The sequence below is a fragment of the Pedomonas sp. V897 genome, assembly GCF_051304405.1.
In the GTDB taxonomy this organism is placed as follows: domain Bacteria; phylum Pseudomonadota; class Alphaproteobacteria; order Sphingomonadales; family Sphingomonadaceae; genus Pedomonas.
Genome location: NZ_JBPPGG010000001.1, coordinates 423,699 through 436,034, shown reverse-complemented (window position 1 = coordinate 436,034; position 12,336 = coordinate 423,699). Strand labels below are relative to the sequence as shown.

The following is a 12,336-nucleotide window of genomic DNA, read 5'->3' as shown; positions in this document are numbered from 1 at the left end:
TCAAAGGGATAAGAACGAAACCGGGTATTTCGGTCAGATACGAACTTCGTCGAGACAAGGAGGTAAGGGCATGGGTATCGAACTGAAGCGGCCAGAGCTGACAGAGCTCGCCCCGCGCATCATGGTGATCGGTGTGGGCGGCGCGGGCGGCAACGCCGTCGCCAACATGATCAATTCCGGCCTGCAGGGCGTCGATTTCGTCGTCGCCAACACGGACGCCCAGGCGCTCGCCAGCAGCCCGGCGGAAACCCGCATCCAGCTGGGCCTCAAGATCACCCAGGGCCTGGGCGCCGGCTCGCGCCCGGAGATCGGCCGCGCCGCCGCCGAGGAAACGCTGGAAACCCTCGAGTCCTCCCTTGAAGGCGCCCACATGGTGTTCATCACCGCCGGCATGGGCGGCGGCACCGGCACGGGCGCGGCGCCCATCGTGGCCCGCGCGGCCCGCGAGAAGGGCATTCTCACCGTCGGCGTCGTCACCAAGCCGTTCAGCTTCGAAGGCGCCCGCCGCATGCGCTCGGCGGAGGAAGGCATCGCCGAGCTTCAGAAGCACGTGGACACGCTGATCGTCATCCCGAATCAGAACCTGTTCCGCATCGCCAACCCGCAGACCACCTTCAAGGAAGCCTTCTTCATGGCCGACGAGGTGCTGCACGCGGGCGTGCGCTCCATCACCGACCTGATGGTGATGCCGGGCCTCATCAACCTGGACTTCGCCGATATCCGCACCGTGATGAGCGAGATGGGCAAGGCCATGATGGGCACGGGCGAGGCCGAAGGCCCGAGCCGCGCCATCGAGGCCGCCCAGGCCGCCATCGCCAACCCGCTGCTCGACGAGGTGTCGATGCGCGGGGCCAAGGGCGTCATCATCAACATCACCGGCGGCGATGACCTCACCCTGTTCGAGGTGGACGAGGCCGCCAACCACATCCGCGAGATGGTGGACCCGGAGGCCAACATCATCGTCGGCTCCGCCTTCAACGAATCCCTGACCGGCCGCATGCGCGTGTCGGTGGTGGCGACCGGCATCGACGTGGCCGCGCCCGCGACCCAGCAGACGGCCGCGCCGCAGCCGCAGGCGGCGGCCCGCCCGGGCATGGGCTTCGCGCCCGTGGCGTCCTCCTTCCCGGCCGCAGGCGCTGCTGCCGCCGCCAAGCCGGCCGCCAGCGCTCCGGCACAGGCCGCCCCGGCCGCTCCGGCCGCTGAGCCCGCCGCTCCGGCCGAGGATGACATTCTCTCGCTCGACGCCAGCGCCCAGGTGACCGAGCCGGAGGTTGCGCCCGCGCCGGCCGCCCCGGCCGCGCCCGCTTCGGTTCGTGCCGAGCTGACCGTGGAAGCGCCGCGTCCCGCTCCGGCGGCCCCGGCCGCGCCGGCGCCCGAGCCGGTCGCCAAGCAGCCGGTCTACCCCGAGCCGGTGCGCCCGGCCCGCCGCCAGGAGCCCCAGCGCGCCCCGACCCTGTTCGAGCGCATGATGGGCATCACCCGCTCCACCCCGGTCGAGGAACCGGAGGAGCCGGCGCCCCAGCCGCGCAACCAGCGCGGGCAGGGGGATGACCCGCTGGAAATCCCGACCTTCCTGAAGCGTCAGGCCAACTAGGCCGCACCGCTTCTTCTCGTATCTCGACGAAGACTGGCCTCTCCCCGGCGTGCCGGGGGGAGGCTTTTCTTTTGGGGTTTGCCGGTTATGCGCGGTGGCGTGCGGAAGGGATCAGGCGAAGCGGAGACCGGCCCGCAAAAGAGGGCGGCAAGGCACTGAAAGACAAGCGGAAATCAAACGTGCCGCATCAGGCGGGCCCCGGTGTATTCGATCGTGGGGATTCGACCATGGGTGTATTCGACCATGGTGCCGTTGCTCCGGGAGCCGGAGCTGCTACCGTAAGGGCTCCGTCGGATGCCCTTGTTTGATCATCCTTCACAACCCCGCAGGCGGTCAACCTGCGGGGTTTCGTTATCAGGGATGTGGAACGGGGGCTGCCGCCGAATCAGGGCCACCTGGACTTGCTCAGGGCCACTTGGACTCGCTCAGGGCCACTTGGCCTCGGGCGGCAGGCTCATGAGAATGGCTTCCACATTGCCGCCGGTCTTGAGGCCGAAGGTGGTGCCCCGGTCGTAGACCAGGTTGAACTCGGCGTAGTAGCCCCGGTAGCGCAGCTGCTCCTCGCGCTGCTCGGGCGTCCATTCCTCCTTCGCGTGGCGGCGCACCAGCTCGGGGTAGATGTGGAGGAAGGCCTTGCCCACGTCCTGGGTGAAGGCGAAGTCCCGCTCCCAGTCGCCGGTGTTGTGGTGGTCGTAGAAGATGCCGCCCACGCCCCGCGCCCGGTTGCGGTGGGGGATGAAGAAGTACTCGTCGCACCACTTCTTGAAGCGGGGGTAGTAGTCGGGATCGTGCCGGTCGCACGCGGCCTTGAAGGCGGCGTGGAAGTCCGCCGTGTCCTGCTCCACGGGGAAGGGCGGGTTGAGGTCGGCCCCGCCGCCGAACCACCATTTGGTGGTGACGAGGAAGCGGGTGTTCATGTGCACGGCGGGCACCAGCGGCGAGCGCATGTGGGCCACCAGGCTGATGCCGGTGGCGAAGAAGCGCGGGTCTTCCTCCGCGCCGTTGATCTGCCGGGCGAACTCGGGCGGGAAGGTGCCCTCGACGGTGGAGATGTTCACGCCCACCTTCTCGAACACCCGCCCCTTCATGAGGGACATGACGCCGCCGCCGCCGGGCGCGCCGGTGTAGTCGGTGCGCTCCCAGGCCTTGCGCTCGAAGCGGCCCGGGGGCAGGTCCGAGCCCGGCCCGTCGGTCTGCTCGTCCTCGATCGCCTCGAAGGCGGCGCAGATCTGGTTGCGAAGCTGCTCGAACCACGTGGCCGCCTGCTGCTTGCGGTCATCCATCTGGTCGGTCATCAGAGAAACCCTCCCGTTTGTCGCAACGCCTCGGACAGTACGATGGCGGCGGCAGTGGCTACATTGAGCGAGCGCAAGCCCGGTTTCATGGGAATGCGGACGACCGCATCGCAGGCCGCTTCCACCTCGGGTGGGGTGCCGGAGGTCTCGCGGCCGAGCATGATGATATCCTTGGGCGAATAGGCAAAGTCGATGTGGCGCAGCGTCCCGGTGGTCTCCACCAGCACGAGGCGATACCCCTCCGCCTGACGCCAGGCGTTGAAGGCGGCGAACTCGATGTGCCGCTTCACCTCGGCGAAGTCCACATAATCCAGCCCCGCCCGCTTGAAGCTGCGGTCGGAGAAGGGGAAGCCGCACGGCTCGATGATGTCCACCGGCACGCCAAGGCAGGCGCCAAGGCGCAGCATGGTGCCGGTATTGGGCGGAATCTCGGGTTCGAACAAGGCCAGGCGCATGGCCAGCGCCTCTAGCGGCTTGCCCCCAGGCACATCAAGACCCCTCGCTCATAGACCGAGCCGACGAACAGGCGGCCGCGCGGGTCCACCATCGCCACCGACGAGGCGGAGAACAGGCTGCCGTCGTCCACGAAGGGCAGGGGCAGGGGCGTCTCCGGCGCGGGATAGGGCAGGGCGGCGGGGTCCAGCCGCAGCGCCATGGAGGGCGCGCGGCGCTGGTCCGGCGCCCGGGCGTAGGACTCGAAGGCGAGCGGGCGCGGATGGCCGGCGGCGACCACCGTGCCGTCCGGCTGGAGCACCAGATTGTCCGTCGCCATCGGCACGGGGATGTCGCCCTGCCTGATGAGCTCGCCAGTGAAGGGGTTGCGGCGGTACACCGCGACCGAGCGGCCCACCGATTCGCCCACCAGCAGCCACTGGCCGTCCGGCGAGCGGGTGATGCCGTTGGCAAACCGCAGGCCATCGGCGGCGACGCGGGTGGTGCGGCCGTCGTGATAGACGACCGTGTTGAGGGGCAGCGCCAGATAGGTGGCGGCCAGACGCCGCCAGGCAGAGTCGTCGAAGGGGTCGTTGGTCACGTAGAACTGTTCGGACGAGACGGCGACGATATCGTTGGGGGAGGTCAGCGCCGTGCTGCGGAAGGTGCGCGCGAGGGTGAGGCGGCCGTCCTCGCCGATGTCGAACACCTTGACCGAATGGTCCCGCCCGTCCGCGCCGTGGTCGATGACGAACAGGCGGCGATTCCCTGTGAAATCGATAAACAAATCAAGGCCATGCGGGAAAAAGTTTTCATCCCGCCCCACGTTCAGCGGCGTGAGAGACGGTGTGTCCGTGCTGAAGTCGAGGAGGAAGATGTCGCCCCGGGGCCGCCCGCCGGTCTCGACCGCGTGGCGGTCGGCGCTCGACACGTAGGCGCGCCGGCGCTCCCAGTCCACCGCGAAGTCCTCCGCGCCGACGGGCCCGGCCAGGCGCACGCACTGCCCGGGCGTGCGGGGCTCCAGCGGCTCAAGCCAGCCGGTCAGCGGCAGCAGGAAGGCGATCGCGGCCGTGACCGCCAGCATGGCGAGGATCGCCACCATCCTGAGTCCCCGCTTTTGGCCGCGCATATGCGTGTCTTTCCTGTCCGATCTTCGTCTTGAAACAACGCCTTAAACCATTCTTTCGAACCGTGCAGGGGGCAATGCGTCCAAATTGCCCATTGCACCATACTGTCAGGGTTATTATGGAACCCGGCATATTGGGGGCATGGGGGCCTCCCAATGGGCTTTTGGACCGGCGGCTATCGGGGCTGTCGGTCGTAGTTGCATCAGGGACCACGACAGATATGGCTACAGCCGAAACACCAGCCGCCGCTCAGCCAGGGACGACGGAGGAGGGCGTTCGCCGCCGCGACTTCATCCACATCGCCACCGGTGCCTTCGTGACGGGCGGCGCCGTCATGGCGGCTTGGCCGTTCATTTCTCAAATGAATCCCGCCGCGGACACCCGCGCGCTCTCGACGGTCGAGGTTGACCTGGCGCCGATTCAGGTCGGCCAGGCGATCAAGGTCATGTGGCAGGGCAAGCCGGTCTTCATCCGCAACCGCACGGAGGCCGAGGTCGCCAAGGAGCGCGCCGTCAACGTCTCCGAGCTGCGCGACCCGCAGACCGACCAGGACCGCGTCAAGGAAGGCCACGACAACTGGCTGGTCACCCTTGGCGTCTGCACCCACCTCGGTTGCGTGCCGCTGGGCGCCGCCCAGGGCGAGCCGAAGGGTGAGTACGGCGGCTACTTCTGCCCGTGCCATGGTTCGCACTACGATGCTTCGGGACGTATCCGCAAAGGCCCGGCGCCGAAAAACCTTGAAGTGCCCCAGTACGCCTTCAAGACGCCGACCTCCATTGTGATCGGGTGAGGTAAGACATGTCGTTTCATTGGGCCAAGCCATACGAACCCAAGACCGCGCTGGAGAAGTGGTTCGACAGCCGCCTGCCGCTTCCGCGGCTGATCTATGAGCACGGGGGCTCCTACGAGGCTCCGAAGAACCTGAACTACTGGTGGAACTTCGGTTCGCTGGCGCTGGTGTTCATGGTCATCCAGATCGTCACCGGCATCGTGCTGGCCATGCACTATGCGGCCAACGAGACCGTGGCCTTCGCGTCGGTCGAGCGCATCATGCGCGACGTCAACTTCGGTTGGCTGATCCGCTACATGCACGCCAACGGCGCGTCGTTCTTCTTCATCGTGGTCTACGTCCACATCTTCCGCGGCCTCTACTACGGTTCCTACAAGGCGCCGCGCGAGATGCTGTGGATTCTCGGCGTCGTGATCTTCCTCCTCATGATGGCCACCGCCTTCATGGGCTACGTGCTGCCGTGGGGCCAGATGTCCTTCTGGGGCGCGCAGGTGATCACCGGCCTGTTCACCGCCCTGCCGGTGGTGGGCGAGCCGATCCAGACCCTGCTGCTGGGCGCTCCGTTCGTGGGCAACCCGGCGCTGAACAAGTTCTTCTCGCTGCACTACCTGCTGCCGTTCGTCATCGCCGGCGTTGTGATCCTGCACATCTGGGCGCTGCACATCCCGGGTTCGAACAACCCGCTGGGCATCGACGTGAAGGGCCCGCAGGACACCGTGCCGTTCCACCCCTACTACACGATCAAGGATCTGGTCGGCGTCGTTGTCGCGCTGATCGTGTTCTCCGCCTTCGTGTTCTTCATGCCGAACGCGCTGGGCCACCCGGACAACTACATCCCGGCCAACCCGCTCGCGACCCCGGCGCACATCGTGCCTGAATGGTACTTCTGGCCGTTCTACGCGATCCTGCGCGCCTTCACGGTCGACTTCTTCGGCATCCCGGCCAAGCTGTGGGGCGTGCTGGCGATGTTCACCTCGATCCTGCTGCTCCTCTTCCTGCCGTGGCTCGATTCGTCGCCGGTCCGTTCGGCCCGTTTCCGCCCGGTCTACCGGCAGCTGTTCTGGGTGCTGGTGGCTGACGTGCTGCTGCTGGGCTACTGCGGTCAGGCTCCGGCCGAGGAACCGTTCGTCCGCATCAGCCAGTTCGCTGCTGCCTACTACTTCATCCACTTCCTGATCCTGGTGCCGATGGTCGCGCGTCTTGAAACGCCCAAGCCGCTGCCGCGCAGCATCGCGGATCCAGTTCTGCCGGGCGAAACCGTCGCCCAGCCGGCCGAGTAAGGGGGGCCTGCGTAATGATCCGTTTCGTATCCTTCGGTGTGGGCGCGGTCTTCTCGCTTGCCCTTCTGGTTGGCGCTTTCACTCCGCGTGAGACGCCGCAGCCGGACCCGATCAAGGCCCTGCAGAAGGAGCACAAGGAAGTGCACTTCGCCCATCAGGGCATCTTCGGCCAGTACGACCGGGCGCAGTTGCAGCGCGGCTTCCAGGTCTACAAGGAAGTCTGCGCCGCTTGCCACAGCCTGAACCTGGTGGCCTTCCGCACGCTGGAAGACCTCGGCTACAACGAGGCCGAGATCAAGGCGATCGCCAAGGCCTATGAAGTTCCGGCCATCGACGAGAAGACCGGCGAGGACACCACCCGCCCGGCGATCCCGTCGGACAAGTTCCCGAGCCCGTATGCCAACAGCGTTGCGGCCTCGGCCGCCAACGGCGGCAAGATCCCGCCGGATCTGTCGCTGATCGTGAAGGCGCGCGAGGGTCACGAGGCCTACATCTACTCGATCCTGACCGGATACGAGGACGCTCCGGCCGGCTTCCAGCTGCCGGAGGGCGGCCACTTCAACCCGTACTTCCCGGGTACCGTCATCGGCATGCCCAAGCCGCTGTCCGACGACCAGGTCACCTACGAGGATGGCACGCCGGCGACCGTCGACCAGATGGCCAAGGACGTGACCGCGTTCCTGGCCTGGGCCGCCGAGCCCAAGCTGGAGAACCGCAAGCGCGCCGGCGTGGGCACCATCGCCTTCCTGGCGATCCTGCTGGTGCTCAGCGTCATCAGCTACAAGAAGATCTGGGCGGGCGTGAAGGGTCCGAAGCCGCACGAAGGCTGAGACTGACGTCAGGCTTGCCTGATCCGAACACGGCAAGGGCCGGGGCACTGCTCCGGCCCTTGTTTTTTTTACGCCGCCGAATCTTCCGGGGCTTGCCTTGGCCGCGCTCCTCGTGTCCCTTTGCGGCCGATACGGTGGCAGAACACGAAAGGCGTGACCCCTATGGCGGAGACGGCGTCTGAGGGCCGGCTGGGCATCATCGGCGGCAGCGGGCTCTATCGCATGGCAGCCCTGGAGGAGGCCCGCTGGCAGGCCGTGGAGACGCCCTGGGGGCGGCCTTCGGACGACCTGCTGACCGGGCGGCTGGCCGGCCGGGAGGTGGTGTTCCTGCCCCGCCACGGCCGGAACCACAGCATCGCCCCGCACGAGCTGACCCACCGGGCCAACATCGCCGCGCTCAAGACGCTGGGCGTGACGGAAATCCTCTCCATCTCCGCCTGCGGCTCCTTCCGCGAGCACCTGCCGCCGGGGACGTTCGTCATCGTCGACCAGTACATCGACCGCACCCAGGGGCGGGCGCGCACCTTCTTCGAGGACGGCGTGGTCGCCCACGTGTCGATGGCGGAGCCGTCCTGCGGCCGGCTGGGGCAGGCAGCGGCCGAGGCCTGCACGGCGCTCGGCATCCCGCACCAGAGGGGCGGCACCTACCTGTGCATCGAGGGGCCGCAGTTCTCCACCCGCGCCGAGAGCCGCCTCTACCGCTCCTGGGGCGCGGACGTGATCGGCATGACCAACCTGCCGGAGGCCTACCTCGCCCGGGAGGCCGAGATCTGCTACCAGAGCGTTGCCATGGTGACGGACTTCGACAGCTGGCACGAACACCATGCGGCGGTCGAGGTGAGTGACGTGGTCCGGGTGCTGACCTCCAACGCGGCGCAGGCCCAGCAGCTTGTGGCGCAAGTGGCGGCCCGGCTGGCCCCGCCCGCCGGGGCCTGCCCCTCCGGTTGCGACCGCGCGCTGGAGCACGCCATCATCACGCCAGGGACGAACTGGCCGGAGGAGGCGCAGACGCGCCTCAGGTCCATCGCCGGGCGCGTCATGGGAGAAGGGCGATGATCGAACCGAACGAGGACCTGAAGCGGCTGATCCGCACCATCCCCAACCACCCGCTGCCGGGCGTGCAGTTCCGAGACATCACCACGTTGCTGGGCGACTCCTACGGCCTTGGCGAATGCGTGCGGCGGCTGGCGGACCGGCTGCGGGACGTGGGCGGGCACAAGGTCGCGGGCATCGAGGCGCGCGGGTTTATCATCGGCGGCGCGGTCGCGGCCGCGCTGGGGCTGGGCTTCGTGCCGGTGCGCAAGCGCGGCAAGCTGCCGTTCGAGACCGTGGGGCGGGATTACGAACTGGAATACGGCACGGACCGGGTGGAAATCCACGTGGATGCCATGCGGCCGGGCGAGAAGGTGATCCTCATCGACGACCTGATCGCAACGGGCGGCACCGCCCTCGCGGCGGTCGAGCTGTTCCGCACCGTCGGCGTGGACGTGGCCGCCAGCGCGTTCGTGGTGGACCTGCCGGATCTGGGCGGCAGCCAGCGGCTGCGGGAGGCCGGCGTGCCGGTCGCGACGCTGATCGCGTTCCCGGGTGCGTAGGTTCTTGGTTTCTTGCAGGAGGGTCTCGGACCCTCCTGGCAACCTCCCTTGCCTTTACAGGGACATGCGCCGGGCACAGGGCCTGCGCGCTGGCGAGGGTTTGAAGGGCCGTGCCTGTCCTTCCTCCCGGCTGTCCGGGAGAAAGCCTCCGTGCCTGCCGGATGCGGCCGATAGACGAACGGGAGGTGCAGGAGGGGCAAGCCCCTCCTGCATGAAAAACACCGCTTCACCCGCGCGTGTGTGTCAGACCGGGCGCTGTCTGAAGAACACCGTGGAGGTCATGGTCATGACCGGCTTGCCGGCTGCGTCCACGGTCTGCTGTTCGAACGTGACAAGGCCGTAGCCCGGGCGGCTGCCGGACAGGCGCGCCCCCACCACCTTGACGCGCATGCTGAGCACGTCGCCGGGCACCACCGGGCGCAGCCAGCGCAGCTGTTCGATGCCGGGCGAGCCCTCGCTGGTCTGGCCGCTTTCCTGCATCCACTGCACCAGCATCCGCATGGTCATGGCGCAGGTGTGCCAGCCGCTGGCGCAGAGGGTGCCGAACAGGGACTGTTTGGCTGCCTCGGGGTCGATGTGAAACGGCTGGGGATCGTACCGGCGGGCGAAGTCGATGATCTCTTCGGCCGTCACCTCGTAACGGCCGAAGCGCACCTCGTCGCCAACATTGAAGTCTTCGAAGTACTTCACTCAGGTCTCACGTGTTGAAGCGGAAGAGCATGATGTCGCCATCCTGAACGACATAGTCCTTTCCTTCAAGACGCATGCGGCCTGCTTCCTTGGCGCCGACTTCCCCGCCGAACTTGATGTAGTCGTCGTAGGCGATGGTCTCGGCGCGGATGAAGCCGCGCTCGAAGTCGGAGTGGATGACGCCCGCGGCCTCCGGTGCCTTCGCGCCCTTGCGCACGGTCCAGGCGCGGGCTTCCTTGGGGCCGACGGTGAAGAAGGTGATGAGGTTGAGCAGGCCATAGCCGGCGCGGATCACGCGGGCGAGGCCGGTCTCCTCCAGGCCCAGATCGGCGAGGAACGCCGGGCGGTCGGCCGGGTCCATCTGGGCGATCTCCGCCTCGATGGCGGCAGAGATGACCACGCTGAACGCGCCCTCGGCGGCGGCTTTCTCGGCCACGCGCTGCGAGAAGGCGTTGCCGGTGGCGGCGCTGCCCTCGTCCACGTTGCACACATAGAGCACGGGCTTGGAGGTGAGCAGCTGGGCCTGCTTGAACACCCGGGCTTCCTCATCGTCCTTCGGCGTGAAGAGGCGGGCGGGCTTGCCGTCGCGCAGCAGCTCGAGGACGGGCGTGAACACCGCCTCCTGCACCTTGGCTTCCTTGTCGCCGCCCTTGGCCTTCTTGGAAATGGCGACGAGGCGGCGCTCCAGGCTGTCCAGGTCCGCCAGCATCAGCTCGGTTTCCACCGTCTCGGCGTCGGCGATGGGATCGACCCGGCCCTCGACGTGGGTGATGTCGCCCTCGAAGCAGCGCAGCACGTGGATGATGGCATCCACCTCGCGGATGTTGCCGAGGAACTGGTTGCCAAGGCCTTCGCCCTTGGACGCGCCGCGCACCAGACCGGCGATGTCGACGAAGGCCAGCTGGGTTTCAACGATGCGCTGGGACTTGGCCAGCTCCGCGATCTGGTTCAGCCGCTTGTCCGGCACCGGCACCTGGCCCACGTTGGGCTCGATGGTGCAGAAGGGATAGTTGGCGGAGGCCGCCGCAGCGGTCTCGGTCAGCGCGTTGAACAGGGTGGACTTGCCGACGTTGGGCAGCCCGACGATGCCGCATTGAAAACCCATGGTGATCCTTGTCTCGCATACTGGCGTCCGGGCCGAGGCCGTGTGGCGGCCCGCCGGACCGAATATTCGGGGCGCTTCTTAGCGCTTCTTGCTGAATTTGTCGAAGAGCGACTGCAGGGTCGGCATGACCCGCGTCGCGTTGCTGGGCGCCTCCAGCGCCGCCGCCGGGCGGGGGGAGGCGGAGATGACCCGCGTCGCCGGTGCGGCGGGCCCGGCCGAGGCGGCAGGGGAGGCGGCCCCGGCCTCGCCTGCGCTCTTGTCTTCCGCCGCCTTGTCCTTCTTCGGGCGCGGCGGGGTCAGCCGCTGGGCAACGCTGGAGGCGAAGCGGGCGTCGTTGCCCTTGGCCAGCCAGCCGGCCTCCCTGGCGATGGCGTCGAGAAAGGCCTCGAGCCAGGGCTGGTCCGCCTTGGCGAAGTCGCCCAGCACCCAGCCGTGCACCCGCTCCTTCGAGCCGGGGTGGCCGATGCCGAGCCGGGCGCGGCGGTAGTCGGGGCCGAGGTGGGAGTCGATGGAGCGCAGGCCGTTGTGGCCGGCCGCGCCGCCGCCCACCTTCATCTTGAGCTTGCCGGGGGCCACGTCCAGCTCGTCATGGAAGACCAGCAGGGCCTCCAGCGGCAGCTTGTAGAACCGCATGGCCTCCGCAACGGACTCGCCCGAGAGGTTCATGTAGGTCTGGGGCTTGAGCAGCAGCACCTTCTCGCCGTTGATGACGCCCTCCGCCGTCAGCCCCTTGAAGCGGCTGCGCCACGGGCCGAAGCCGTACACCTCGGCGATGCGGTCAACCGCCATGAAGCCGATGTTGTGGCGGTTGCCTGCGTACTGGCTGCCCGGATTGCCCAGGCCGACAAAGAGCTGCATGGCCTTGTCCCTCGAAAACTCCCCGTTCCTATAAGCAAAAGGGGCGCAGGATCAAATCCCGCGCCCCCTTCAAGCCGGATATGCCGGAGTGGCTCAGGCGTTGGCTTCGCCCTCGGCGGCTGCCTCTTCCGACTTCAGGCCCGACGGCGCCACGATGGTGGCGATGGTCGCGTCGCGATCCTGAATGACGGTGGTGACGCCGGCCGGCAGGGTCAGGTGGCTGAGGTGCAGCGAGTCGTTGATCTCGAGACCCTTCAGCGACACGACCAGCTCGTCGGGAATCTGGTTGGCCGGGCAGACCAGCTCGACCTCGTGGCGCACGATGTTCAGCACGCCGCCGCGCTTCAGGCCCGGGCTCTGGGCCTCGTCCTCGAAGCGGACCGGAACGGCCACGGTCACGGTGGTGTTGGCGGAGACGCGCAGGAAGTCCACGTGCAGCGGACGGTCGGTCACCGGGTGGAACTGCACGTCGCGCGGCAGGGTGGTCTCGACCGAGCCCTCCACGTCCAGCTCAACGGTCGAGTTCATGAAGTGGCCGCGGTTGAGGAGCTTCCACAGCTCGTTCTCCGACACCGCGATCAGCGTCGGCTCCTTGTTGTCGCCATAGATAACGGCCGGAACAAGGCCCTTCTTGCGGGTTGCACGGGCCACTCCCTTGCCGGCACCGTTCCGCAGCTCGGCTTTCAGAGAAAGCACTTGGCTCATGGGTGATCTCCATAGAACATGGGCGGACCTCCAGG

12 protein-coding genes and 1 pseudogene are annotated in these 12,336 nt (G+C 67.6%); 6 read left to right on the top strand and 7 right to left on the bottom strand.

Annotated elements, in window-relative coordinates; genetic code table 11:
• Nucleotides 1–70: 70 nt before the first annotated feature.
• Nucleotides 71–1,594 (top strand): cell division protein FtsZ, encoded by a 1,524-nt coding sequence (ftsZ, locus tag ACSJJU_RS02185; RefSeq protein WP_435913520.1) that lies wholly within the window; start codon nt 71–73, stop codon nt 1,592–1,594.
• 425 nt (nt 1,595–2,019) lie between these two features.
• Here ftsZ and hemF read toward each other — a convergent pair whose 3' ends face one another.
• The 3 genes from hemF to ACSJJU_RS02170 are packed head-to-tail and all read right to left on the bottom strand — an operon-like array spanning nt 2,020 to nt 4,450.
• Complete coding sequence (gene hemF / locus ACSJJU_RS02180) at nt 2,020–2,889, bottom strand: oxygen-dependent coproporphyrinogen oxidase (protein WP_435913518.1); 870 nt, start codon at nt 2,887–2,889, stop codon at nt 2,020–2,022.
• Nucleotides 2,889–3,344 (bottom strand): tRNA (cytidine(34)-2'-O)-methyltransferase, encoded by a 456-nt coding sequence (locus ACSJJU_RS02175; protein ID WP_435913517.1) that lies wholly within the window; start codon nt 3,342–3,344, stop codon nt 2,889–2,891. The genes hemF and ACSJJU_RS02175 overlap by 1 nt, the downstream gene beginning before the upstream one ends.
• Before the next feature lie 11 nt (nt 3,345–3,355).
• On the bottom strand, nt 3,356–4,450 hold the full coding sequence (locus ACSJJU_RS02170) for an SMP-30/gluconolactonase/LRE family protein (RefSeq protein WP_435913516.1): 1,095 nt from the start codon (nt 4,448–4,450) through the stop codon (nt 3,356–3,358).
• A 218-nt stretch (nt 4,451–4,668) separates the two neighbouring features.
• On the opposite strand from ACSJJU_RS02170, the gene petA reads away from it, so the two are divergent.
• From petA to ACSJJU_RS02145, 5 genes are all read left to right on the top strand, one after another.
• Nucleotides 4,669–5,238 carry a ubiquinol-cytochrome c reductase iron-sulfur subunit gene (gene petA, locus ACSJJU_RS02165; RefSeq protein WP_435913515.1) on the top strand — a complete coding sequence of 190 codons (570 nt, stop codon included), beginning with the start codon at nt 4,669–4,671 and terminating at the stop codon, nt 5,236–5,238.
• Between the two features lie 8 nt (nt 5,239–5,246).
• Nucleotides 5,247–6,518 (top strand): cytochrome b, encoded by a 1,272-nt coding sequence (locus ACSJJU_RS02160; RefSeq protein WP_435913513.1) that lies wholly within the window; start codon nt 5,247–5,249, stop codon nt 6,516–6,518.
• 14 nt (nt 6,519–6,532) lie between these two features.
• Nucleotides 6,533–7,348: a cytochrome c1 gene (locus tag ACSJJU_RS02155; protein WP_435913512.1), complete on the top strand. Its 816-nt coding sequence runs from the start codon at nt 6,533–6,535 to the stop codon at nt 7,346–7,348.
• Between the two features lie 162 nt (nt 7,349–7,510).
• Nucleotides 7,511–8,404 (top strand): S-methyl-5'-thioadenosine phosphorylase, encoded by an 894-nt coding sequence (locus ACSJJU_RS02150; protein ID WP_435913511.1) that lies wholly within the window; start codon nt 7,511–7,513, stop codon nt 8,402–8,404.
• Entirely contained in the window at nt 8,401–8,943 is a 543-nt protein-coding gene (locus ACSJJU_RS02145) for an adenine phosphoribosyltransferase (RefSeq protein WP_435913510.1), read from the top strand. The genes ACSJJU_RS02150 and ACSJJU_RS02145 overlap by 4 nt, the downstream gene beginning before the upstream one ends.
• Nucleotides 8,944–9,186: 243 nt before the next feature.
• Here ACSJJU_RS02145 and ACSJJU_RS02140 read toward each other — a convergent pair whose 3' ends face one another.
• The 4 genes and pseudogenes from ACSJJU_RS02140 to ACSJJU_RS02125 form a co-directional block, all read right to left on the bottom strand.
• The gene (locus tag ACSJJU_RS02140) at nt 9,187–9,633 is read right to left on the bottom strand and encodes a MaoC family dehydratase (protein ID WP_435913509.1); all 447 of its coding nucleotides are present in this window, start codon (nt 9,631–9,633) and stop codon (nt 9,187–9,189) included.
• A gap of 7 nt (nt 9,634–9,640) precedes the next feature.
• Complete coding sequence (gene ychF / locus ACSJJU_RS02135; RefSeq protein WP_435913508.1) at nt 9,641–10,738, bottom strand: redox-regulated ATPase YchF; 1,098 nt, start codon at nt 10,736–10,738, stop codon at nt 9,641–9,643.
• A 297-nt stretch (nt 10,739–11,035) separates the two neighbouring features.
• Nucleotides 11,036–11,596: pseudogene (gene pth, locus ACSJJU_RS02130) on the bottom strand (aminoacyl-tRNA hydrolase); the annotation flags it as partial.
• Between the two features lie 93 nt (nt 11,597–11,689).
• Nucleotides 11,690–12,301, bottom strand: coding sequence for a 50S ribosomal protein L25/general stress protein Ctc (locus ACSJJU_RS02125; protein ID WP_435913506.1), 612 nt, complete (start codon nt 12,299–12,301; stop codon nt 11,690–11,692).
• Nucleotides 12,302–12,336 lie beyond the last annotated feature (35 nt).